Annotated in this window: 17 protein-coding genes and 1 pseudogene; 5 read left to right on the top strand and 13 right to left on the bottom strand. The window is 62.5% G+C overall.

The annotated features are described in order from the left end of the window. Positions 1 to 674: 674 nt before the first annotated feature. The 3 genes and pseudogenes from ACMDCR_RS25350 to ACMDCR_RS25360 form a co-directional block, all read right to left on the bottom strand. Positions 675 to 1426, bottom strand: a protein-coding gene (locus tag ACMDCR_RS25350; protein ID WP_413988602.1) for an IS5 family transposase whose coding sequence is annotated in 2 segments (ribosomal slippage) — positions 675 to 1093 and positions 1093 to 1426 — 753 coding nt in all. Because the reading frame shifts where the segments join, the coding sequence is not laid out codon by codon here. 78 nt (positions 1427 to 1504) lie between these two features. Beyond that, positions 1505 to 2422: an alpha/beta hydrolase gene (locus tag ACMDCR_RS25355; RefSeq protein WP_413989279.1), complete on the bottom strand. Its 918-nt coding sequence runs from the start codon at positions 2420 to 2422 to the stop codon at positions 1505 to 1507. A 133-nt stretch (positions 2423 to 2555) separates the two neighbouring features. After that, positions 2556 to 2707: pseudogene (locus tag ACMDCR_RS25360) on the bottom strand (IS3 family transposase); the annotation flags it as partial. Positions 2708 to 3140: 433 nt separating this feature from the next. Between ACMDCR_RS25360 and ACMDCR_RS25365 the strand changes: the two are divergent. Both ACMDCR_RS25365 and ACMDCR_RS25370 read left to right on the top strand, forming a co-directional pair. Continuing rightward, positions 3141 to 4376 carry an efflux RND transporter periplasmic adaptor subunit gene (locus tag ACMDCR_RS25365; RefSeq protein WP_413989280.1) on the top strand — a complete coding sequence of 412 codons (1236 nt, stop codon included), beginning with the start codon at positions 3141 to 3143 and terminating at the stop codon, positions 4374 to 4376. A gap of 3 nt (positions 4377 to 4379) precedes the next feature. Continuing rightward, on the top strand, positions 4380 to 7589 hold the full coding sequence (locus ACMDCR_RS25370) for an efflux RND transporter permease subunit (protein ID WP_413989281.1): 3210 nt from the start codon (positions 4380 to 4382) through the stop codon (positions 7587 to 7589). Here ACMDCR_RS25370 and ACMDCR_RS25375 read toward each other — a convergent pair. Then, positions 7575 to 8258 carry a class I SAM-dependent methyltransferase gene (locus tag ACMDCR_RS25375; protein ID WP_413993718.1) on the bottom strand — a complete coding sequence of 228 codons (684 nt, stop codon included), beginning with the start codon at positions 8256 to 8258 and terminating at the stop codon, positions 7575 to 7577. The two genes, ACMDCR_RS25370 and ACMDCR_RS25375, sit on opposite strands and share 15 nt — an antisense overlap. A gap of 339 nt (positions 8259 to 8597) precedes the next feature. Here ACMDCR_RS25375 and ACMDCR_RS25380 point away from each other — a divergent pair, with 339 nt between their 5' ends. Together ACMDCR_RS25380 and ACMDCR_RS25385 are read left to right on the top strand one after the other, a co-directional pair. Beyond that, the gene (locus ACMDCR_RS25380) at positions 8598 to 9314 is read left to right on the top strand and encodes an MgtC/SapB family protein (RefSeq protein WP_413993719.1); all 717 of its coding nucleotides are present in this window, start codon (positions 8598 to 8600) and stop codon (positions 9312 to 9314) included. A 254-nt stretch (positions 9315 to 9568) separates the two neighbouring features. Then, positions 9569 to 9823: a GlsB/YeaQ/YmgE family stress response membrane protein gene (locus ACMDCR_RS25385; RefSeq protein ID WP_284313018.1), complete on the top strand. Its 255-nt coding sequence runs from the start codon at positions 9569 to 9571 to the stop codon at positions 9821 to 9823. Between the two features lie 48 nt (positions 9824 to 9871). On the opposite strand, the gene ACMDCR_RS25390 is transcribed toward ACMDCR_RS25385, so the two are convergent. From ACMDCR_RS25390 to ACMDCR_RS25410, 5 genes are all read right to left on the bottom strand, one after another. Then, on the bottom strand, positions 9872 to 10051 hold the full coding sequence (locus ACMDCR_RS25390) for a hypothetical protein (protein ID WP_413989282.1): 180 nt from the start codon (positions 10049 to 10051) through the stop codon (positions 9872 to 9874). A 184-nt stretch (positions 10052 to 10235) separates the two neighbouring features. Next, a complete protein-coding gene (locus ACMDCR_RS25395; RefSeq protein WP_413989283.1) occupies positions 10236 to 10631 on the bottom strand; it encodes a hypothetical protein in 396 nt (131 codons plus the stop codon). Positions 10632 to 10935: 304 nt separating this feature from the next. Then, positions 10936 to 11949 (bottom strand): UDP-glucose 4-epimerase GalE, encoded by a 1014-nt coding sequence (galE, locus tag ACMDCR_RS25400; protein ID WP_413989284.1) that lies wholly within the window; start codon positions 11947 to 11949, stop codon positions 10936 to 10938. 281 nt (positions 11950 to 12230) lie between these two features. Then, positions 12231 to 14510: a Wzz/FepE/Etk N-terminal domain-containing protein gene (locus ACMDCR_RS25405; protein ID WP_413989285.1), complete on the bottom strand. Its 2280-nt coding sequence runs from the start codon at positions 14508 to 14510 to the stop codon at positions 12231 to 12233. Positions 14511 to 14563: 53 nt separating this feature from the next. After that, positions 14564 to 15058 carry a hypothetical protein gene (locus tag ACMDCR_RS25410; protein WP_413989286.1) on the bottom strand — a complete coding sequence of 165 codons (495 nt, stop codon included), beginning with the start codon at positions 15056 to 15058 and terminating at the stop codon, positions 14564 to 14566. A gap of 604 nt (positions 15059 to 15662) precedes the next feature. Here ACMDCR_RS25410 and ACMDCR_RS25415 point away from each other — a divergent pair. Further along, positions 15663 to 17012, top strand: a complete 1350-nt coding sequence (locus ACMDCR_RS25415; protein ID WP_413989287.1) for a UDP-glucose dehydrogenase family protein — start codon at positions 15663 to 15665, stop codon at positions 17010 to 17012. Positions 17013 to 17232: 220 nt separating this feature from the next. Here the strand turns inward: ACMDCR_RS25415 and ACMDCR_RS25420 are convergent, their stop codons facing one another. From ACMDCR_RS25420 to ACMDCR_RS25435, 4 genes are all read right to left on the bottom strand, one after another. After that, complete coding sequence (locus tag ACMDCR_RS25420; RefSeq protein ID WP_413989288.1) at positions 17233 to 19185, bottom strand: acyltransferase family protein; 1953 nt, start codon at positions 19183 to 19185, stop codon at positions 17233 to 17235. Between the two features lie 124 nt (positions 19186 to 19309). Further along, on the bottom strand, positions 19310 to 20407 hold the full coding sequence (locus ACMDCR_RS25425; RefSeq protein WP_413989289.1) for an endo-1,4-beta-xylanase: 1098 nt from the start codon (positions 20405 to 20407) through the stop codon (positions 19310 to 19312). Next, positions 20404 to 21339 carry a glycosyltransferase family 2 protein gene (locus ACMDCR_RS25430; protein ID WP_413989290.1) on the bottom strand — a complete coding sequence of 312 codons (936 nt, stop codon included), beginning with the start codon at positions 21337 to 21339 and terminating at the stop codon, positions 20404 to 20406. The genes ACMDCR_RS25425 and ACMDCR_RS25430 overlap by 4 nt, the downstream gene beginning before the upstream one ends. 252 nt (positions 21340 to 21591) lie before the next feature. Further along, positions 21592 to 22518, bottom strand: coding sequence for a glycosyltransferase family 2 protein (locus ACMDCR_RS25435; RefSeq protein ID WP_413989291.1), 927 nt, complete (start codon positions 22516 to 22518; stop codon positions 21592 to 21594). Positions 22519 to 22530: the final 12 nt, after the last annotated feature.

Raw genomic sequence — 22530 nt, forward strand, 5'->3', positions numbered from 1 at the left:
TCCGTGCCATCCGCTCCCGGCTCGCCTCCGCCCTTAGAAGGCGGAAAAAACAGGTGGCCTTGCACGCCTTGTCAGTGTGCCGGGTAAGCCGGAACAAGGCGATGGCGGCCTGCACCGACAGTGCGGCCTGCATCTTCCATGAATCCTGCTTTCACGGCTGCCCCGCAGCCGCCATCGCCCGGTCTCCTTATCAACCCAGCCGGAAAGGGCGTGGGAACGAGAGCGTGTGCGCATTGCGGTGAGAAAGCAGCGGAGGTGAAAGAGGCTGACGCTTGTGGATCGTCAAGGAATCGGTGAATCGGCAAGCTCGTGTTCAGAGCGCAGGAGAGGCGCGCAAGCGTCGTGCCGGAAGCGTTGATAAAGACGGGAACGTCATTCCCCTCTCGATCGCAGGAAAGCGGGCAATCAGCCACATCATAAGCCAGACCACGCGAGGCAACCCATTCTGCGGGCCTCCACCTGAAAGAAGACGCGTTGTACCAGCGTGTGTCAGCGGCTAGGCCGGCCACTCCCTACGAGATTGACTGGAGCCGATGGACTGTCCGGACCTGCGGCCTAGCGTGTTTTGCCTTCAGATCGAACCACCAAGAACCGCAAAATGCATTTGGTGCCAACGAGTTAATCTGACGATCCGCTCCTGTCCGAATGCATTTTGCTCTAGGGTCGAGACTCAATCAGAGCCACCAGGTGACGGCAGCAGCGAGGTATACGCCTGCAGCGAAGACGATAGCGAGTTTGTCATAGCGTGTTGCGATGCGCCGCCAGTCCTTGAGCCTGCAGAACATACGTTCGATAAGATTTCTCTCTCTGTAGAGGGGTGGATAGAAGGGATGAGGTCGCTTGCGGGTTGGATTGTTGGGTATGACCGGCCGAGTTCCGCGCTCCAGCAAGAATTGGCGGAGGCCATCGCTGTCATAGGCAGTGTCTGCCGCACACAAGGCGGCTGGCGGCAAAGAAGCGAGCAAAGGCAGGGCTACTCTGACATCGCCCAATTGGCCGGGGGTCACTTCGAAGGCTATTGGTCGTCCCCAACCGTCTACAACGGCATGGATTTTGGTCGTGCGGCCAGCGCGTGAGCGCCCGATCGCTTGAATTTGGTCCCCCCTTTTCCGCCAGCGGCGGAACGATGGGCCTTGGCGGTTGTGGAGTCGATCATCTGCGCCTCGCCAGGAGTAACCTCGATCAAGGCGAGGAACAGGCGACGCCAAATTCCCTGCATCGTCCAACGTCGAAAGCGATTATAGACGGTGGTCGCCGGACCGTACCGAGCTGGGCAATCTTGCCAGCGGCACCCACTTTTGAGGACGTGGACAATGCCGCTGATGACCCGGCGATCATCGACCCGATGCGCGCCGGATCGATGCTTCGGCAAGAGTGGCTCAATCCTCGCCCATTGATCGTCACTGAACCAGAACTCATTCGCCATGATCCAAGCTCCAAGCTTCATTCAAAGCTTTGAATCACATTGGAAAAATTCTTTCAATAGCTTGAATGAGTTTCGACCCTAGCGCAGAACACTGCGCATGAATGCCCCCGCGGCTGAAAGTGCACGGCGCCCGTCCTCCAGAGCCGCGTTCCACACGGGCCAGGCATGGATCATGTGCGGCCAGATCTCGAGCCGAACATCGACATCGGCAGCGCCGGCTGCCTCGGCAAGGCGCGTGGCATCCGACAGCAACGTTTCGGCCGAGCCAACTTGGATCAGGAGCGGCGGAAAGCCCTTTAATTCGGCGAACAGCGGCGAGATCAAGGGCTCGCGGCGCTCAATCCTCGCGGGCACATAGGCATCCGCGAGTTCTTCGAGATAGGTCTTGTGGATGATGGGATCGACGGCGTCCTTGGTGGAAAGCGTGGGGCCGGACATGGTCAGATCAGTCCATGGCGAGATCAGCCACGCACAGCCCGGCAAGGGTTCGCCCACAGCGCGAAGGCGATTGATGAGAGAGAGCGCGAGATTGCCGCCGGCACTATCGCCGCCGAGCACGATGCGCTCGGGGGCAATGCCGCGCTGTCGCAGGAAACGCCAGGCCGTAATCGCGTCCTCATGCTGGGCGGGAAAGGGATGCTCGGGTGCACGTCGATAGTCGATAGCGAGCGTGCGCATGCCCGCCGCGCGACCCGCCTCCGTTACCAGGCGGCGATGGCTCTTGATCGAGCCCGAGCAGTAGCCGCCGCCATGGAAGTACAGCAGCACCCTGTCCGTTTCGCTGCCCGGCGCGATCGACCATTCACCGCGGACGCCGTCGCAATCGACACTTTCGCATTCGATGTCAGCGGCAACCGGCCAGACCGCTCCGACCTCGTCGAGCCGCTCACGGCGTTCTAGCCATCCGACCGGGCGCGGCTTGGAAGACAGCAGTTTGCGGATGGCGTCAATTTCCTTGAGAGCCTGCTCGTGATCGGTCACCGCATGTTCCTCCATAAGCAAATTTCCTGCTTGGACATGATCGAGCGCGTGGGTCGGGCCGCCCCGCTTCCGAACGTACTGAGTACAGGCCGGCGCGGATTTGTTCGGACAGCTAGAAGCTACCGGATGCGCGTATTTTCAGCTCGCACTATGCCATTGCCGGGATAGGCATTGGCTGGTTGAAGTAGGCCTGATCGGGCGTCTTCCGGTCAAGGCTCGACTGAGCCTGCGAGTATTGTAGAGAGTCAGATATCTGCCGATCAAGGCGCGAGCCTCGGACACCCTATCGTATGCAGGCAGAAGCATCCGCAATCCGTTCAGCTGAATTTGCTGGGTCGCTGACCGTCCTCGTGCGGGGCAGAGTCGGCAGACAACCCATGGAAAGCTTCGCCAGGCCAAGCGCGCGCCGATGCTTGCGGGCGAATGCATCTTCGAGTCGCGAGAAGGGCGACCGGAGCCATCGCAACTACCGATTTCGCAGCTCTAAAGACGCTCTACAACCCTGGCGCGCTTGTTGCGAAAATGTCTCATTGTCCGTGACTTAGCCGAAACAATTGACCTTTCATCTCCCCGGCCATTGACCCGATGCGGGCGGGCTTCCTAGATTGGAAGCTCGGCTACTTATTTGATTTGTGTTTTCGACTTTTGGTACCAGTCCGTATTGTGGTGCGGCGTCGTTCCTGACGCCCAGATGAGATCCGCAGCGGCTGGCATCCACATGGCAGGATTGGCGATGGATCTACCGATTGTATGGCGTTTAGTTATCAACAACGCATCCGTCGCTCCCCCCCTGTCCCTACGGGCCCTGGCGTTCGCTGTCCTGCTCGCTTCGACGACCCTGCCTCTCTCGGTCACACCGGCCTCGGCTCAGATGCCCAATGGCCCGCCGCCGGCCATCGGCTACATCGTCGCCAAGAAGACGCCGATCACCCAGACGCAACAATTCATTGGCCGCATCGAAGCGGTGAACCGCGTCAACATCGTCGCCCGCGTCACGGCTCAGCTCGAGGAAACACCGTTCATCGAGGGTTCCGAGGTCAAGAAGGGTGATGTCCTCTACCGGCTGGAACGCCCGCCTTTCGAGGCGTTGGTCGAAGCCAATCAAGCCACGATCACCCAGTACGAGGCGCTGTTGCGCAATGCCAAGCTGACCACGCAGCGCGCCCAGCAATTGTTGGCGACGCCCGCCGGCCAGCAGTCCTCGGTCGATAGCGCGCTGGCCCAGCAGCAGGCCTATGAAGCCCAGATCCTCGGCGCCCAGGCGCAGCTCAAGACCTCCCAGATCAATCTCGACTACACCACCATCACCTCGCCGATCGACGGCAAGATCGGCCGCACTGCCGTTACCGTGGGCAATGTGGTCACGCCGACCTCGGGCACGCTGACGACCATCGTCAGCCAGGATCCGATGTATGTCACCTTCCCCGTGCCCTCGCCCCAATTCCTTGACCTCGGCTCCTATTATGCCGGCAAGGGCGGCTTCAACTCGGTGCGCATCAGAGTGCGCCTGCCGGACGGCAAGCTCTACGGCCCCGAAGGCAAGCTAGATTTCGTGGATCCCTCGGTGGCGTCGGGCACCGATACCGTCAATCTGCGGGGCCAGATTCCCAACCCCGTCAATCCCGACACCAAGCCAGGGGATCTCAACCGTCGCCCGCTCGTGGACGGCGAATTCGTCACCGTGCTGCTGGAGGGCGCCGAGCCGATACTGGCACTCGCCATCCCGCGCGCGGCCGTGCTGAGCGACCAACAGGGCAGCTACGTTTATGTCGTCGGCGACGACAACACCGTTTCCCAGAAGCGCATCACGCTTGGGCAGACCACACCCGCCCTCGCCACGGTTTCGGCCGGGCTGAACGAGGGGGACAAGGTGGTGGTCGACGGCATCCAGCGCATCAGGCCGGGAGCCAAGGTTACGCCCTCCCCTGCCCCCGATGCGCCGGCGGCGACCAACGCGGCCGGGCAGTAAGCCATGTTTTCAGCAATCTTCATCGACCGGCCTCGCCTGGCGATCGTCATTGCCATCGTGATCACCCTTGCTGGCGCGCTGGCCATGACGCGCATCGCCGTCGAGCAGTTTCCCAACCTGGTGCCTCCACAGGTCCAGGTCTCGACGACCTATCCGGGCGCTTCGGCCGCCGTCGTGGAATCCTCCGTGGCGCAACCGCTGGAAGCGCAGGTCGTCGGCGTCGACAAGATGATCTACATGAAGTCGACCAGCGGCAATGACGGCAGCTACAGCCTCACGGTCTCCTTCAATCTCGGCACCGACGCTGATATCGACACCGTCAACGTCAACAACCGCGTGCAGGCCGCCCTCTCCAAGCTGCCACAATCCGTGCAGCAACAGGGCGTAACGGTTCAGAAGCGCTCCTCGGCCATTCTGCAGTTCCTGTTCCTCTATTCGGAGAGTGGCAAGCAGGACCCGCTCTTCATCACCAACTACGCCACGATCAACGTGCTCGACCGCCTGTCGCGCATCCCCGGTGTCGGGCAGGCGAGCCTCTTCAGCCGCCAGAACTATTCGATGCGCATCTGGTTCGACACGCAGCGCCTCACCAATCTCGGCCTGCAGGCGTCCGACATCGCCAATGCCATCGAGGCGCAGAACGTCCAGGCCCCGGTCGGGCGCATCGGCGCGCAGCCGGCGGCCGCCGACCAGCAGCTCCAGCTCAACCTGCAGACACTCGGCCGCCTGGAGACGCCGGAGCAGTTCGGCAACATCATCGTCCGGGCCAACCCAGATGGCTCCGTGCTGCGCGTGAAGGACGTGGCGCGCATCGAAATGGGCGCACAGAGCCTCGACACCACCTCGCGCCTCAACGGCAAGCCGGCAGTCGCCATCGCCATCTATCTGTCGCCGGGCGCGAACGCCGTGCAGACCGCGCAGCGCGTCACCACCGCGCTCGCGGACATGCAGACGCGCTTTCCTGAAGGTCTGAAGGCACGTGTCGTCTACGACACGTCGGAGTTCGTCTCCGACACAATCAGCGAAGTCATCCGTACTTTGGGCGAAGCCTTCGTGCTCGTCGTCATCGTCGTCTATCTCTTCCTCGGCAGCCTGAGAGCTACCATCATCCCGGCCGTTGCCGTGCCGGTGTCGCTGATCGGCGCCTTCGGCATCATGCTGGCGCTCGGCTATTCGGCCAACACCGTGTCGCTGCTCGCCATGGTGCTCGCCATCGGCGTGGTGGTCGACGACGCCATCGTGGTGGTTGAGAACGTCGAGCGCGTGATGGAGGAGGAGCCCGATCTCAGCCCGGCCGACGCCACCAAGAAAGCGATGACGCAGATCACCGCGCCGGTGATCGCCATCTCGCTGGTGCTGCTCTCGGTGTTCGTGCCGGTCGCCTTCATTCCCGGCCTCACGGGCCAGCTCTTCCGCCAGTTCGCCGTGGTGATGACTTCGGCCATGGTGATTTCGGCCTTCAACGCGCTGACGCTCTCGCCGGCCTTGTGCGCGGTGTTCCTGCGCCATTCGCGCAAGGGCCCGATCATGGGCCGCGTGCTCGGCGGCATCGACCGGATGCGCGACGGCTATGCCGCCATCGTGCGGCGGCTGGTGCGCATTCCCATCTTCAGCCTGATCGCCGTCGCGGTCTTCGGAGGCGTCATCTATTACGCGGCGCAGCCGAACGTGACGCCGACCGGCTTCGTGCCGGAAGAGGATCAGGGCGCTTTCTTCGTGGTGGTCCAGCTCCCCGATGGTGCTTCGGTCAACCGCACGAGAGTGGAGGTCGAGAAAGTCGAGGCCATCCTCAAGCAGATGCCGCAGATCCAGGATACGCTCGCCATCGTCGGCTTCTCGATTCTCGATGGCGGCGCGCAGCCGAATGCCGCCTTCATGGTGGCGCGCCTAAAGCCTTTCGCCGATCGAAGAACCGCGGCGGATTCCGCACAAGCCCTGATCGGCAAGGTGATCGGCCAGGCTCAGGCGATCAACACTTCCTCGGTGTTCGCCTTCAACGTGCCGCCGATCATCGGCCTCTCCACCTCGGGCGGCTTCGAATACCAGCTCGAGAATCTCGAGGGTGCCAGCCCGGCTGCCATGGGCAGCGTGATGAACGGCCTGATCGCCGCCGCCAATCAGGATCCGCGCCTGTCGCGCGTATTCTCCACGTTCACCGCCACCAACCCCTCGATCTATCTCAATATCGATCGTGACAAGGCGCAAGCGCTTGGCCTCAACATGGCGGATGTGTTCAACGCCCTGCAGGCCACGCTCGGCGGCGCCTACATCAACGACTTCAACCTCTATGGCCGAACCTGGCAGGTGAACCTGCAGGCCGAAGCCACGGACCGCAGCGACATCGACTCGATCTGGAAAATCTATATCCGCAATCGGGCCGGTGAGATGGTGCCGCTACGCTCGATCGCCTCGATCTCAACCCAGCTGGGACCGCAGACCATCAGCCGCTACAACAACTATCGGTCGATCACCGTGAACGGCTCGCCGGCGCCCGGTATCGCCTCGGGCACAGCGCAGCAGGTGATGACCGAAGTTTCCGCAAAGACGCTGCCCCCCGGCTATGGTTTCGAATGGACCGGCACCGCCTATCAGGAACATGAAGCGCAGGGGCAGACCGGCGTGGTGCTCGGCCTCGCCGTGCTGTTCGCCTTCCTCTTCCTGGTGGCGCTCTATGAGAGCTGGACCATTCCGATTCCCGTGCTGCTCTCGGTGTCGATCGGCGTGCTGGGCGCTTTCGCCGCCATCCACTACATCCCGCTGCTGCTGATCATGCTCGGCGCCATCCCGGCGCCGCTGTCGCTCGACATCTACGCCCAGATCGGCCTCGTGGTGCTGATCGCGCTGGCGGCGAAGAACGGCATCCTGATCGTCGAATTCGCCAAGGAGCGGCGCGAGGAGGGCCTGCCGATCCGCGACGCCGCCATTCTCGGCGCTCGCATGCGATTTCGCGCGGTGATGATGACCTCGATCGCCTTCGTGCTCGGCCTCCTGCCGCTCGTCGTTGCCTCCGGCGCCGCCATGATCAGCCGCCGCGACGTCGGCACCCCGGTGTTCGGCGGCATGATCGCGGCCAGCCTCATCGGCATCTTCCTGATCCCGATGCTCTACGTGCTGTTCCAGTCGATGCGCGAAGGCGTGAAGCGGCGCTTCGGCGGCAAGCCGCCGGGGCCGAATGATGCACCCGCCCCGCGCGATGCGTCACCGCCGCGTTGAGCCGCCGCCTTTGTGGATGCGCAGCAGTGTAAAGAGACGGAAGGGGGCAACCTGACGCTCTTCGACGATCTCGGCATCGGGGTGCTCCTTCAGCCAGTCGCCGATCACGGCATAGGGGAAATAGGGCCGCCAGCCGAGCCAGGCCCCGGCGCCCGCCAGGCGTTTCTCCACTTCGGAGCGCAACCCCCTCTCGGCCGAGAAATGACCGAGGATAACCATCTCCCCGCCCGGCCGCGTCACCCGCCACATGTCGTCCAGCACGCGATCCGGCTCGGTGGCGACGCTGAGGAGATAGGGCGCCAGCACCACATCGAAGCTCGCATCCTCGAATTCGAGCGCGCCGGCGTCCATCAGGCGCAGCGCCTTGACATGGTCGAGCCCTTTGTGCGCGACCCGCGCGCGGGCGAGATCGAGCATGGGCCGGGCAAGATCGACGCCAATGACCCCGCCGCTGCGCGGCAGCAGGCCAAGCTCCAGCCCCGTCCCGACGCCGGCGACCAGCACCCGGCCCCTGGCGGGAAGCGCCTTGGCCACAGCTCTCGCCGCAGCAAGGCGACCGGGATAGAAGGGCCAGTCGAAGATGAGATCGTAAAAGCGGGCCCAGCGATAATAGGTGCGTGCGGTCGAGGGTTCAGCGGACGCCTGCTGTTCTTGCCGTGCCAGGTCCATATTCACGGGACACCCCCTTTGATTTCGGACAGGTCTTATCGCCGTCCTTGGAACACATCGCAATCGGCTGGATTATCCCCGAAGGGTGGTGCGCTAGCAACCAATTTGCAACCCGCGCGGTTCCCTACAGATTGTATCAACCGTGGATCGGCCCACTGCCTATCAATCTAAGATACTGAATCTATTTAGTTCTCTGGAGAAAGAGTGCCGGCGACAGAGGCTGCGAGTCGAGCATTCCTTCAGTTATCTCACTCCCGCTGCGGAAGAACTGGTTGGGCATCCACGGTTCATGGGCCTGCTTCATTGACATCAAGCATGAATTTCAGTCCTGATGATAACATGCGCGCTGCTGAAACATTCCAACTGCTCCCTTTCCTCGACACGGTCCTCAGTTTGACCGAGGCATTCATTCTCGGCGCCCTGATCGGTGCCGAGCGCCAGTATCGTCAGCGCACTGCGGGATTGCGAACAAACGTCCTTGTCGCCGTCGGCGCCGCGGCTTTCGTCGATTTGGCCATGCGCATTGCCGGAACGGACGGAGCAGTGCGCGTTATGGCCTACGTGGTTTCCGGAATTGGTTTCCTTGGTGCCGGCGTTATCATGAAAGAGGGCATGAACGTACGAGGGCTCAACACTGCGGCCACGCTATGGTGTTCGGCGGCGGTAGGGAGTTGTGCCGGAGCCGATATGCTGGCGGAAGGAGCGTTACTGACGGTTTTCATCATCGCTGGCAACACGTTGCTGCGCCCCATCGTCAACGCAATCAACCGAATTCCCTTCAATGAGGAGGCTTCGGAGGCTACCTATGAGGTACGCCTTGTTACCGATCCTCTATCCTTGCCAAGAGTTCGTGACCTGCTTGTTGATCATCTGGAGGCCGCCAAGTACCCGGTAAGCGATGTTGAAATCATCGAGCATGGCGACGACCAGGTTGAAGTCGTGGCAGTTCTCGTCAGCACCGCGGTGAAGCCAAGTGAAATCGACGCGGTTGTCACGCATCTGGAGAAACAGCACGGCGTAGTCCACGGCACATGGGAGGCGAGCACACGCAACTGAAGATCTTCCATTCATGCCGGCAAGCGTTTCGTACATCAGCGTTTGGCCTGCACCGTATTGTACAAGACCGGTCTACTGAAGCCAGGCTTCGGCCCGAGACGATTCTCCGGTCTTTTCAGCGATATCGACCTTCGGTCGATATCGCGCGAACGCCGCAGGGCTGGACTGTGAAGCGGATGCAGATAGGATGCCCGCGCCGGGCGTCAAGGCACCGACCGACGCCTCAAATCCGTGACCCCGCATGGGAGCAACATATGGACAATCCACAAGTTGGCTGGATCGCTGCGATCATTTTAGGCGGCATCGCAGGATGGCTCGCCGAGATGTTCATGAAGAGCAATATGGGCCTCATCATGAATATTATCCTGGGCGTCGCCGGCGCTGCCCTGGCAAACTTTCTTCTCAATCTGCTGCATATCGGCATCGGAGGCGGATGGATCAACTATCTGATCGTAGGCTTCGTCGGCGCCTGCATCCTGATCGCCCTTGGACGAATGCTGCGCCGTTAAGCCCGGCACCACGAAATCGAAAGCGCCGTTCCGCCGGACGGCGCTTTTTCATTGGCTTATCGGAGCGCAATTGGTCCGGCCCGAGGATACGCAGGTGAGCTCGTCATTCTTCTCCTTGAGCTCGGTGAACACCCAGATGCAGGCGCCGACGAGCAGGACCACGAAGATCAGGGCGGCGATGGTGGCGCGGTCGTTCGACTCGGGCGGCTTGTTCTTGTCGGCAGGCATGACTGCCCTTTCGTACAACAGATCCGGCCCCGTCCAGCGAAGGCCCTGTTGCCCGAGAAGGCCGGGAAATGCAATGGCGGTCTTGGCCGGAGTGCTCGCCTCGTGCCCGAACGGATGGCCTCTCATGTGAGAAAAACTCACATAGCCTCCCGGCCGCGTGTATCCCTGTCGACAGGCCCTTTGCCTATTGCGGAAACTTCCTGACCGCCGACGCCGTGGCTATTGGCGTGCCCTTCGCGTTCAACGCCGAGACGGTCCACTCGTAATCGTGGACCTGTGGCGGGGGTGGATGCGGCCCGTCGAAATTGCTGGCCTTCAGGCCGCCGCAGGGAATGGAAACGCTGCGGCCATCGGCGGGATACTCGCCCCCGCCATGCGGATAGCTCGGCGCCTGGTGGTCCCGAAGCCGGAAACGCAGGATCGCCGTGCCGGCCGGGATGCCGGTGACCTTCGTGGCGGGCGTGGCGGTGCCGCACCAGGTGAAGGACACGGCCATCTTCACCGGCGCCGCCTCGGCTACCCCGCCTGCCCAAGCGACCAGGAGGCAGCAGGCCGCCGCGGTCGAAGTCAACCTTTTCATGAGTGTCTCCATGAGCTTGCGTGGCGAAACCCACCGGGACATTCTACCACCCATGTGATCTCGCCCCTATCGTGGCCGCAGCAGCTTGCACACCGAAGGCCAGCAGCGATACCGACGGCGGCAAAAAAACGAAACGGGCCCGATCTGGCGATCGGACCCGGGCGGTGAACTTGCTGTCTTGTGACGGAGGCAGGGCATCGGGGGGGGGGGCGGGTCTTCAGACCCGGCATTTGACGGCACCTGTCCCGGAAGGCGCGGGGTCTGAAGACACGCTCGCCGAAAATGACCGCGCCTCAAACGTTCTCTATACCCGATAGCCGTCCGGATTGGCCGACTGCCAGCGCCAGGTGTCCTGGCACATCTCATCGAGGGAACGTCGAGCCCGCCAGTTGAGCTGGCGTTCAGCCTTGCTGATCTCGGCCCAAATGGCGGCGATATCGCCGGGGCGCCGTTCGACCAGCCGGGACGGCAGGTTCCTGCCACAGGCGTGGCTGAAGGCGGTGAAGAGCTCGAGCACGCTGCGGCCCTGGCCGGTGCCGAGATTATAGGTATGCACCCCGACCTGCCCCTTGTGGGTGCGTAGCGCCGCCACATGGCCTTCCGCCACATCGAGGACGTGGACATAGTCCCGCACGGCCGTGCCGTCCGGCGTGGGATAGTCGCCGCCGAAGATCGGCAGGTAGTCGCGGCGCCCCACGGCGACCTGCGCCAGATAGGGCATGAGATTGTTTGGCACGCCCTGCGAATCCTCGCCGATCCTGCCGCTCGGATGGGCGCCGACCGGGTTGAAATAGCGCAGGATCGTCAACGACCAGTCAGACTCGGCCCGCGCCAGATCTTCCAGGATATGCTCGATCATCAGCTTGGTGCGGCCATAGGGGCTCACCGCCGAACGCGGGCTATTCTCTGTCACCGGCATCTGCTTGGGCTCGCCATAGACGGTGGCAGAGGAACTGAAGATGAAGTCGCGCACCCCGGCTTCCTGCATGGCGGCCAGCAGGTTCAGCGTTCCCGTGACATTGTTGCGATAATAATCCAAGGGCTTGGAGACCGACTCGGCCACGGCCTTCTTGCCGGCGAAATGAATCACCGCCTCGATCTTGCGGCTGCGCAGCAGTTCGACCATCAGCGCGATATCGCCGATGTCGCCGACATGGCATTCTGGCGTCTTGCCTGTGAGGCTCCCGATGGCTTCAACCGCCGCAAGTTTGCTGTTCGACAGATTGTCGAGAATGACCGGCGTATAGCCACTTTCGATCAATGACACACATGTCAGGCTGCCGATATACCCCGCGCCTCCGGTTACCAGGACATTCACGCGCCACCCTCGCCTCTTCAACCTATCATGCCGGCGGCCCACCGCCATTGTTCCCGGCCCATGATCTTACCAAATACGATTTCGATTCTGTACCAAATCGAACATTGCAAGCCGCCCCGAACAGATTGCGAATGTCATCTAATCGCATCTGCTTCAACTCCTGCTCTTGTTGCGTGTTCCCGATCGAAAAGTCCGCTTCTTCTTCTCAGGAATGCTTGGGCCGGGTCATTTTAGCCGAAGGCGGCCTCGTTTTTCGATGCGAGGCCGCCTGTGCTTACTTTCTAGCTTGCATAATAAGTCTGAAACGCCTTGCCCCGATAAGCCTCGCTCTGTCGCAGGGCGGATGGCTCGGCCCGGTTCAACAGGATGCCGATCAGCCGCTCGCGGATCACATCGGAGCTTGAGAGCGCCTCCAGGACGAGCTTGCGGCTGCTGGCGCCCCACTCGGCAACATAGACGAAGCCATCGACGAGATGGGCTGCAGCCTTGGCGTCGACGACAGGCATGAGAGCGGCAAAGTCGACGAAGACATAATCATATACGCTGCGTGCCTCGGTCAGGAGGCGGTTCATCTGGGCCGAGCCGAGAATCTCGGCGGCGTTGACAGGCCGTTTCTCGGTCACGCAGGGTAGCACGTCGAGGCCCGAATTGCTGCGTGTCTGAACAAGGTCTGCGAGCCTGAGCGGGTCCGCCAGAGCCTCCAGCAGACCGTACCCCGCATCCCGTGCGAACGCCGAGGTCACGGCCTTGCGGTGCAGATCGGCGTCGATCAGAAGCGTGCGGTGCCCAGTGCTCGCCACCAGGCTCGCGAGATTGCCGGCGATGGTGGTCTTGCCTTCGCCGGGCACGGCCGAGACGATACCGATGACCCGGACATCGCGGGTGAGGCGGATGCCGTCTATCGACACCTTGACGTTGCGCAGCGCCTCGCTGAAGCGCGAGAAGGGCTCGTCCAGCACATTCTCGCACACGGTGGCAGCGGTAAGCGATCGGCGATCGCCCCAGCGCTGCCCCTCCCGCAGCCGGCGAAGGCGGCTCTTGCGGCTGATCTTCACGACAGGCGCCGTGCCCAGGCATTCGAAGCCCGTACCACGTTCCACTTCGTCGGAGTTGCGGAAGACATCGGCCGTCAACTCACGGGCAAGGGTGGAGCCTGCGCCGGCGAACAGGCCGAGTAGCAGGCCGCCGGCGATGAACAGCAGCGTCTTCGGCGAGCTCTTGAACAGAGGCGGCGTCGCCAGGGTGATGATGCGGGTATCCGTCACCGGGGCGCTCTGCTGCTGGATCGATTCCTGGAACTTCTGCAGGTAGCTGTCGTAGAGCGTGCGATAGGTATCGGCCGAGCTCTCGAGATCGCGCAGCTTCACCTGGGCGATGTTGCTGGTGTCGTTCTCGTCGACCAGCGCAGACAGGCTCTGCTCCAGGGACTTCTCGCGCGCGCTGGCTATGGCATAGTCGCTGGCATACGCCGCCGCGATCCGCTGCACCTCATTGGCAATGGAATTGCGCAGTTCGGCCATTTGTTCGCGAAGCTTCACGGCAGCCTGGTGATTGGGCCCAAGCCGCTGCGAGAGGTTGGCCTCCTGGGCGGAAAGGTCGAGATATTGGGCCCGGAGCCGCGTGATGACACTGTTGTTGAGCGCATCGGTCACCGTGCCGTCGAGCAGCGAATTGCCCTCCACATGCTGGATGCGGTCGAGGCGCGCCTTGGCCTCAGCCGTCGCGGTCTTGGTCACGACGAGCTGGCTGTTCAGGTCAGCAAGCTGCTGCTGATTCATCAGGCCGCGGCCGGTGTCGATGATGTTGCTATCGCTCTTGAACTTCTGCACGGCGGCGTCCGCCTGCGCAGCCTGCGTCTTTATCTCCTTGAGACGATCCTGCAGCCAGCCCGCGGCGCGGCGGGTGGAGTCGATCTTGGAGTTCAGGCCCTGGCCGATATAGGCATCGGCAATCGCATTGGCGATGCGGGCCGACTTGTCGGGGTCTTCCGATGCAAAGCTGATGTCGATGACATAGGTCATGCCGACGCGCTTGGCGATGAGACGCTTGGAAAAGGTCTCCACGGCAATCCGCTCGGGTGTGTCGTCGAGACTGTTGGCGCTATCGGGACCGAGGCCGAAAGCCTGCTTCAGATTGGTAAAGGCCTTGTTTGCCTGCCACATCAGAACGCCGAAAGTACCGACCGGAGGACCGACGAACTCCCTGTCCTTGTCAAGGCCGAGCTTCTGGATGACGGACAGCGCGATGCTGTCCGAATTCAGCAGCTCGACCTGGCTGTCGACGAACGAACTGTCGACCGAGGAATCGGCGATGATGTCCTGCTTCTGCAAGAACTGGTTCATACGCGTATCGAGCAGGATGCTCGACGTAGCGGTGAACATCGGCGTCGCCAGCACGATATAGGTTCCGGCCAGGGCAACGCCGATGAAGGCGCAAACCAGAATAAACAGCCTACGCCGGCGCAGCGCATTGAAAAGGTTGCCGAAGCTGATCGATGACTGCTCTTCGGGGCCGAAGGGGCTGTCCATCGGGATCGGCAGTGAACCATTTCGAGTGAGCATGTTACCTTCTTTTCCGGTTCTTGAAGCGAAAAGACTCGATGCGGCCGGGATGGTCAATCTCCCGGCAGGCGCGTTGGATCGGGTATCTCGAGGTTTCCCACGCCCGTGGGGCCAGGCTTGGGCATCAGATCCAGCCCGGCTCCGAAACGGTCCTCGAGCTTGGGTGCGTCCATCCCGACCGGCTGGTAGGTGTCCGTGTCGTCGCTGAGGGACAGGGCCTGCTGGTAGGCAGTGACGACGTCGTGCATGGGTAGTCCCACAACCCATTTTTGGATGCGTTCGGACACGGCGCTATCTGCAAGTCGACAGAAGATCGTTGCGCGCGCCAGTCCAAGCCCGATGGCTGCGCGCTGGCGCCTGTCTGCGCTCATCAGCACTGTCTTGAAGACATCGAGATCACGTGGGCGCACTGCCGCGAACTGCATGGTGAATACGCTCAACCCATATTCGGTCGTGTCGTGTCCAAGCACCTTGGTGGGATCCTGAATGAAATGATTGGCAATCGTGGGCGTGAGGCGTGGCCCTTCCTGTGGCTCGCAAGCGGCCATTGCTCCACCGGCGGCCAGCGGCGCGCACGTCAGAAATGCAGCAATGGCGGCCCAACGGCACCGGCGGGCGCCGTTCTCCGGTCCGGCCGTGTTGGCCTTCGAATGTCGCGGAGCGCTTGTCACAAGCAGCGTCGTTTCCTTTCGGTGTAGTGGCGACCCCGCAGCCAACGGCTGCCCGCCGAGACGATCGGAGAATGCCGGACTGGCTCGCAGTCCCTTACTACACGCCATCATCTCAGATGCATTGCTGCACTGCAAGATAAAAAGCATAAACAAGCACAAAATCTAGATATTCAATGTAAAAACAAAGTAAAAGGCACAGCTCCGCCATAAGCGCGAAAATGCCAATTTTCACCAATTATAGGCAAAAATTTGGCAATTTATGCAACTAAGTAGCCTAGATGGCAATGTTTTATTTCATCTCAACACAATCACCAATTATGCTGCATCGCAAAAAGGTACTAGACGTTTTGCGTTATAGGAGATAATGTTGCTTCAATTGAACGATGGTCCGAATGTGATTTGGCGAAAATTACCAATTTTAGCCCAACCTCCAGAAAAATCATCGCCTTCAATACCTAGGAAAAGAACGCAGGAGTAAGCGATGCGGATATGCATGGTTGGATCTGGATATGTCGGACTCGTATCCGGCGCTTCGTTCGCGGATTTCGGACATAACGTGATCTGTGTCGACAAGGACGAACTCAAGGTCGCGAGGTTGAGGGCCGGTGAGATACCGATCTACGAACCCGGCCTGGATACGCTCGTCGAAGAGAATGTCGCCTCGGGACGGCTGACCTTCTCCACCGAGATCGCGGCCGCCGTCTCCAAATCCGATGTGGTGTTCGTTGCAGTCGGTACGCCGTCGCGCCGCGGCGACGGTCATGCAGACCTGAGCTATGTCTACGCCGCCTCCCGCGAGATTGCGGCGGCGATCAGCGGCTTCACCGTCGTTGTCACCAAGTCCACGGTGCCGGTGGGCACGGGCGACGAAGTCGAGCGGATCATCCGCGAAACCAACCCTGACGCAGACTTCGCCGTGGTCTCAAACCCCGAATTCCTGCGCGAAGGCGCTGCCATCGACGATTTCCGTCGTCCGGATCGCATCGTCATCGGCACCGAGGACGAAAGAGCCCGCGAGGTGATGTCTCAGGTCTATCGTCCCCTCAGCCTCAACCAGGCGCCCCTGGTCTTCACCTCGCGCCGGGCCTCGGAACTGATCAAATATGCCGCCAACGGCTTCCTCGCGATGAAGGTCGCCTTCATCAACGAGATCGCCGATCTCTGCGAGCAGGTCGGCGCCAATGTCCAGGACGTCGCCCGCGGCATCGGTTTCGACAAGCGCATCGGGCCGAAATTCCTCAACGCCGGCCCGGGCTATGGCGGCTCCTGCTTCCCCAAGGATACGCTGGCCCTCGCCAAGACGGCCCAGGATGCCGGAACTCCCGTCCGCCTGATCGAAACCACCGTGGCGATCAACGACCAGCGCAAGCGCGCGATGGCCCGCAAGGTGGTCGCGGCCTGCGGCGGCGACATCCGCGGCAAGACGATCGCGGTTCTCGGCATCGCCTTCAAGCCGAATACCGACGACATCCGCGAGGCCCCCGCCCTTTCCATCGTCCAGGCCCTGCAGGACAATGGCGCCCGCGTCAGGATCTACGATCCCGAGGGCATGAAGCACGCCGCCTCGGTTCTCGACGATGTCGCCTTCACCCAGAGCCCCTACGAGTGTGCCGAAGGGGCCGAGGCTCTCGTCATCGTCACCGAGTGGAACATGTTCCGGGCCCTGGACTTCGAGCGCCTGCGCGGCATCATGGCGGCACCGGTGCTGGTGGACCTCAGGAACATCTACCGCCGCGAGGAAGTCGCCCGCCACGGCTTCGCCTATTCCTGTGTGGGACGCCCCGACGAAGAAATCCAGACTGAAAAGCAGCAGCGCCAATCGGCGGCGTGAGCTTGAGGTCGGACAATCGAGGGCGGGACGGTTCGGCCGTCCCGTCTTTTCTTTTCACGTCGCCGCTGGAGCAAGATGCGTTCAGACGGGACCGGACTACCAGATTAACGCCTCGGCATCGAATGCATTTTGCGATTCTTGGTGATCCGATTTGAAAGCAAAACGCACTAACTCGTTGTTTCAACAAGTCTTTGCGATTCTTTTCGAATTTGGCAAAACGCTATAGTAGCCCTTCGTCCCGCCAGCTCTTCACCAAGAAATCGGCTCCCTCGGCGGTGAGATGGCCATAGTCCCATTGCATGGGAACTTCATCGCCGACGGTGGTGCGGCAGGCCTGCATAGGCTGCGGGCACAGGGTCTGGTAGGGCGAGAGATAGGCCACGTTGCGGTGCCCCGCGAGAGCCGCCTTCACCATCTCATCTACCGCGCGGGGTTCGTCGCTGCGCTGACTCAGCAGCAGGCCGGGCGTGTTGTCGAGCGCGGCGCGGGCGAGCACCCGCGGCAGGGCATCGCGATATTCGACGATCGGGCCGGAGACATAGATGCGCGGCACGCGCGTCGCGAGGCGATCGACCGTCGCGACCAGCAGCGGAACATCCTCGGCCTCCCATCGGGCCGAGAGGATGACCGCATCGAGCCCGCCTTTCGCCGTCTCCTCCTCGAGCCCGCGCTGCATCAACGCCAGGCAGGTCGGATGCCCCCGCCCGCCCAGCACCGGCTTGCAGCCTGAGGCTGTCATCTGGAGGATGGAGGCCCCGGGCAGTTCGTCGGCCAGCCCGCGCCACAGATGCGCGGCATGGCTGTCGCCGATCAGCAGCATGGCGGGTTTGCCGGGTGCCCGCGCAAGGCAGGTGCCGGCGTCGAAATCGGCGAGCGCGTTGGCATGTGAATCGAGGAAGCAGGTGCCGCGGCGATAGACGGCCTCATCCTCGTAGTGGACATAGCCCGCGAGTCTGACGACACCAGCCGGAAAGGCGCTCGCAAGCCCGCCGGATACCAGGAGCCCCACCCACACCACGACCAGGCCGGCAACCCCGCCCGCCGCCGAGAAGCGCAGCACGACGGGTGATGCCGCCACTGCCTTGCGCTGGAAGGGCTGCTCGATATAGCGCCAGGACAGGGCGGCCGCTGCAAAGCTGAGCACAAGCAGCAGCGCTCCTTCGCCCACCCCGACCGGCCGTGCCGACCAGATGCGGAAGAAGATGATGATGGGCCAGTGCCAGAGATAAAGCGAATAGGAGATCAGCCCGATGAAGACGAGCGGGCGCAGCGACAGGAGGCGCCCGACGAGCGTAGGCCCCGAGGTTCCGGCATGGATCAGCAGCGCGGCGCCGATACAGGGCACGAGCGCGCGTTCGCCGGGAAACGGCATGTTCTTGTAGAAGAGCAGGCAGCCCGCGACGATCAGGGCGAGGCCGAGCGCCGCCAGCGTTTCGCGCAACCAAGCCCATTCGATCTTCGGCACGGCGCCGAGTGCGAGAAGGGCCCCGACGAGGAGCTCCCAGGCCCGGGTCGGCGCCATGTAGAAGGCCGCAACCTGATGAGAGCGCACGAAGACCACCGAGAGGACAAAGGAGCCAAGCGCCAGGAGCGCGACAACAGGCAATGTCCAGCGCCGGCCCGCTCCGCCGAGCGCCCAGAGCAGCAGCGGGAAGACAATATAATATTGCTCCTCCACGGCGAGCGACCAGGTGTGGAGCAGCGGATTGCTGTCGGCCGCGACGTTGAAATAGTCCGTGGCGGACATGAAGTAGAAATTCGACGAGAACAGCGCCGCCGCCAGCCCGCTCCTGGAGAAGTCGAGGATGTCGGGCGGCAGAAGCAACACCACCGCCAGGATGGTGGAAGCCAGCAGCACTGCGAGCAGCGCGGGAAAAATGCGCCGGATGCGCCGGTCGTAGAAGTGCAGCAGCGAGAAGGTGCCGGCCTGGATCTCGGATTGCAGGATGCCGGTGATCAGAAATCCGGAAATGACGAAGAACACGTCGACGCCGATATAGCCGCCCTTCAGCACCTCGCTGCCGAGATGGAAGAACAGCACCGGTACGATCGCCAGGGCGCGCATCCCGTCGATGTCCAAACGGTGTCCCGCCGCGGTGGCAGCCGGCGCCATGGGCTTGGCGCCCACCGTGCCGGCGGGAACGTAACCGCGATGCTCTGCCAGATCCGTCATTCTATATGCTAGGCCTCCTTTGAAGCGGGCGCGGGACTTGGAGTGGCAGTCTCCGACTGCCATCTTCCGCTCCTCCGGCGAGCGCCCTGTTCCCAAGATTGGCGGTCGGAGACCGCCACTCCATTCAGCCCCTGGCCGCGAAAGCCTGCGCCATGGCCTGCCGCATGGGCTTGGGCTTCAGGTCCCCGTCGAAGGGCAGGCCGCGCGAGAGCTGGCCGTCCGGCCATTTGTAGTCGGGGTAGTTGGACAGCCAGGAATAGCGGTCCGACAGGCCCCATGTCAGCACGCCCAGCATGGCGGGGCTCGCGAGGGAGACATCCATGAAGCTGCGGGTGATGGCGGCGACATCGGCATCGCGCTCGGCGATATCGGCGGGGCCGCCCCTGTCGGCGACATCGAATTCCGTAACCATGATCTTCAGGCCGAAATCGGCGACGTCGCGGAGGAAACGGGCATAGATGTCCTCGTCGAAGCGGGCCTTGTAGGGCTTGAGATGGCCCTGCACGCCGAAGGCATCGATGGGGGCGTTCTGGTTCTTCAGACGCTCGAGGACCTTGAGAACCGCAGTCCGCCGCTTCTCCTGCCAGGAGGCGTCCATCTCCACGTCGTAGTCGCCGTAGAACAAGAGGGCGTTCGGATCGGCTTCCCGCGCGGCATGGAGGGAGATCGCCATGTAGTCCTCGCCGAAGGCCTGGAACCAGGGCGACTTGACGCGCAGCCCGTCTGGATGGCCTTCCGGCGGTTCGACCACCTCGTTGAGAACGTCCCAGGAATGCAGCCGGCCGCGAAAATGCTGGCAGGAACGGGTGATCATCGTCGTAAGCAGGCTCTCCGAGCGCGTCTCCTGCAACTTGGCCTCGAGCCAGGGCGGCGTTCCGTAGTACCAGACGAGCGTATGCCCCCTCATCTTCTGGCCGTGCTTCATCGCGAAGGCATAAAGGGCATCGCCTCCGGTGAAGTCGAACTGGCCCTCGACCCGCTGGACGAATTCGCGCTTCAACTCCCATTCCGGCACGATGATGCCGGCTTCGGCCGCGACGAGGCTGGCGAAGGAGGGATCCGCGGCGATGCGGTCGCTGCCGACGGCGCAGCCATAGAGGAGCCCCCTGGCTGCGGCATCGCTGGCAAGGGAGCCGGTTGCCGCTGCCGCCGGTCCCAGCCAGCTGGCAGATGCCAGGCCGAGGCCGGCGGCGAGAAGCGCGCGCCTGCTGATGTCAGTCATGCGGATTTCTCCGTTCCGACGGTCGAGCGCCGCCAACTGCGGATGGCGACCACGACATCGGCCCCATCGCGATAGATCCGACCGGGCACGACGATCTGCGCCAGCACAACCATGGCAAGGCGCGCTCCGTATGAGCCGCTGGTGACGGCGGCGAGATAGAGGCTGAGGGCGGCGAAGGGCCGCGTCTTGAACAGGCTCTTGGCGACGTGCCAGCCGCGATAGCCGAGATAGGCCTGGCGCGAGATCAATGGCCTGAGGTCATGCAGCCATTTCAGGTCCCCGCCCTCCATCCTGGTGTTCGACAGCCTGCCGGGATCGGGACCGTCATACCAGACGACCCCCGGCCGATCCGCCATCACGAAGCTGTAGCCGGCGAGTTCAAGGCGGATGGCGAAGTCGGTATCGTCGCCATAGCGCACGTCCTCGCGGTAGCGCACCTGGCGGGCGGCAGCGGCCGGCACCACCAGGCCGCTCGTCTGCACGAAGCCGCGCTCGCACATCAGATAACCAGCCATGGTCTCGCCCTGGCGGATCGCCCGGTGTGGCTTGACCAGATAGCCCTGCGGCCCGCGATAGGCCCTGACGGGAGCATAGGCGATGAGGCCCTGCGTTCCCCGTACGAGATCGGCCATCGCCTCGAGGTGGTGCGGCAGGAAAGTGTCGTCCGAATCGAGGAAGGCGACGAAATGGCCACGCGCCAGATCGATGCCGCGATTACGGGCCGCACTCGCCCCGGCGTTCCTCTGCACGACCAGACGCATCCGAGGATCCGCCATGGTTGCGATGCGGGCGCAGGAATTGTCGGTGGAGCCATCGTCGACCACGATGATCTCGAAATCCTGGAAGGATTGCTTCAGCACCGAATCCACCGCGTCACGAATGACGCGGGCCCGGTTGTAGACCGGTATGACAACCGAAAAGAACGGCTTCATGGGGCACCGCCCGATCCGGCGAGATGCAAATGCCGAATGAGGGCAGGCGCCCCGTTCACCCGTGCCAACTCCAGCCCAGGAGGGCTTGCGAAATTGCTCCTTGATTCCCTTCTCCTCGCCCTCTCGCGCTCCGATCGCGAGTCCACCCCCAAGCAACGCTTGGCAGGATAAAGTCGGGAACGACAGGTCGTATCCCCAGCGCAACGATTCAGTCTTATTGTATGAGCGTTCAAACCTGTGTCCCCCTCCGGATCAAGCTTGCTGCTTCTTGCGGCTACCTATCAGTTGGACAACGACATCGGAAAACCGCCGATAGAGGCCGTCCGGCACAAAAATCTGGAAAAAAACGACGCCGGCAAGCAGCGGCGTATAGCAAAAATGCATGAGCGCCGTGAGATAGAGCATCAGCGCCCTGGTCTTGCTGGTCTTTGCCACCCCCTTTGCGATATGCCAGCCCCGATAGCCGTGATAGGCCTTGGTCGAGATGATCGGCTTCATCTCCTCGATCCAGGGCAGCAGTTGTGCGCCCTTGCGGGCGGCCGAGACGCGGCGCGGATCGAAGGCATCGTTCCAGATCGCGCCGGGTTGCGGGGCCATCACGAACCGGCAGCCCTCGCGGGCAAGGCGGATGGCGAAGTCGGTATCCTGGCCGAAAGGCATGCGGTCACGGTAGCGCACGCGCCTGGCGAGCGGCGTGGGGACCACGAGCGTGCTCGTCTGCACGAAGCCGCGCGAACAGCACAAATATTCCGCCATGTCCTCTTTCTCGCCGATGGCACGCGGCGGCTTCAGGAACGTCTTGCCGCTCTGCCGGTCCACGATCACCTGGGCATAGGCGACGACATCGCCGCGTCCGCCGAGGAGCTGGTGCATGACCGACAGGTGATCCGGCAGGAAGACGTCGTCTGAGTCCAGAAAGGCTACGTAACGCCCGCGCGCCTCGTCGATGCCGCGGTTCCGGGCGGCACCACCGCCGCCGTTCTCCTGCCAGACATAACGGATGCGGGGATCCTCAAAAGTGGCGATGACACTGGCAAGGTCATCCTTGGAACCGTCGTCGATTACGACGACCTCGAAATCATCGAAGGTCTGCGCCAGCACGGAATCGAGCGTGTGCCGTATGACGCCTGCCCGGTTGTAGGTTGGAATAACGACTGAAAATTCGGGCCCGCTGGCCATGATTATAAGCTC

Source organism: Labrys okinawensis (genome assembly GCF_047345005.1).
Lineage (GTDB): Bacteria > Pseudomonadota > Alphaproteobacteria > Rhizobiales > Labraceae > Labrys > Labrys okinawensis.

What these genes read in the sequence shown, in the direction of transcription:
- ACMDCR_RS25355 (WP_413989279.1), bottom strand. Translation starts at nt 2,422, where the DNA reads ATGGAGGAACATGCGGTGACCGATCACGAGCAGGCTCTCAAGGAAATT.
- ACMDCR_RS25365 (WP_413989280.1), top strand. Translation starts at nt 3,141, where the DNA reads ATGGATCTACCGATTGTATGGCGTTTAGTTATCAACAACGCATCCGTC.
- ACMDCR_RS25370 (WP_413989281.1), top strand. Translation starts at nt 4,380, where the DNA reads ATGTTTTCAGCAATCTTCATCGACCGGCCTCGCCTGGCGATCGTCATT.
- ACMDCR_RS25375 (WP_413993718.1), bottom strand. Translation starts at nt 8,258, where the DNA reads ATGGACCTGGCACGGCAAGAACAGCAGGCGTCCGCTGAACCCTCGACC.
- ACMDCR_RS25380 (WP_413993719.1), top strand. Translation starts at nt 8,598, where the DNA reads ATGCGCGCTGCTGAAACATTCCAACTGCTCCCTTTCCTCGACACGGTC.
- ACMDCR_RS25385 (WP_284313018.1), top strand. Translation starts at nt 9,569, where the DNA reads ATGGACAATCCACAAGTTGGCTGGATCGCTGCGATCATTTTAGGCGGC.
- ACMDCR_RS25390 (WP_413989282.1), bottom strand. Translation starts at nt 10,051, where the DNA reads ATGCCTGCCGACAAGAACAAGCCGCCCGAGTCGAACGACCGCGCCACC.
- ACMDCR_RS25395 (WP_413989283.1), bottom strand. Translation starts at nt 10,631, where the DNA reads ATGAAAAGGTTGACTTCGACCGCGGCGGCCTGCTGCCTCCTGGTCGCT.
- ACMDCR_RS25405 (WP_413989285.1), bottom strand. Translation starts at nt 14,510, where the DNA reads ATGCTCACTCGAAATGGTTCACTGCCGATCCCGATGGACAGCCCCTTC.
- ACMDCR_RS25410 (WP_413989286.1), bottom strand. Translation starts at nt 15,058, where the DNA reads ATGGCCGCTTGCGAGCCACAGGAAGGGCCACGCCTCACGCCCACGATT.
- ACMDCR_RS25415 (WP_413989287.1), top strand. Translation starts at nt 15,663, where the DNA reads ATGCGGATATGCATGGTTGGATCTGGATATGTCGGACTCGTATCCGGC.
- ACMDCR_RS25420 (WP_413989288.1), bottom strand. Translation starts at nt 19,185, where the DNA reads ATGACGGATCTGGCAGAGCATCGCGGTTACGTTCCCGCCGGCACGGTG.
- ACMDCR_RS25425 (WP_413989289.1), bottom strand. Translation starts at nt 20,407, where the DNA reads ATGACTGACATCAGCAGGCGCGCGCTTCTCGCCGCCGGCCTCGGCCTG.
- ACMDCR_RS25430 (WP_413989290.1), bottom strand. Translation starts at nt 21,339, where the DNA reads ATGAAGCCGTTCTTTTCGGTTGTCATACCGGTCTACAACCGGGCCCGC.
- ACMDCR_RS25435 (WP_413989291.1), bottom strand. Translation starts at nt 22,518, where the DNA reads ATGGCCAGCGGGCCCGAATTTTCAGTCGTTATTCCAACCTACAACCGG.